Source organism: Dellaglioa sp. CoH-55-MRSF-8 (assembly GCF_056782195.1).
Map to the genome: position 1 here is coordinate 1 of NZ_JBXAYH010000243.1, position 245 is coordinate 245.

Annotated in this window: 1 protein-coding gene; it reads left to right on the top strand. The window is 71.8% G+C overall.

What is annotated here, in order from left to right:
* The coding region (locus AC1RPW_RS08620; protein ID WP_481769550.1) for a hypothetical protein at positions 1-245 on the top strand (245 nt) is incomplete at both ends.

Genomic DNA, 245 nt, shown 5'->3' on the forward strand with positions numbered 1-245 from the left:
GAGCAGGGCCGCGTCGTCGGCGGCGACGTCGACCGCATGACCGGGCAGGTGTTCGCCGCCTGGCAGGCCGACACCAACGCCGGCAAGACCTCCGTCATGCTCGCCCAGCACAACACCACCTTCGCGGACCTGAACGCCCGCGCGCAGGCGTTCCGCATCAGCGAGGGAGCCGTCACCGGACGCCAGAGCGTCGCCCTACGCGACGGTCTCCAGGCCCACCGCGGCGATCGAATCGTGACCCGACG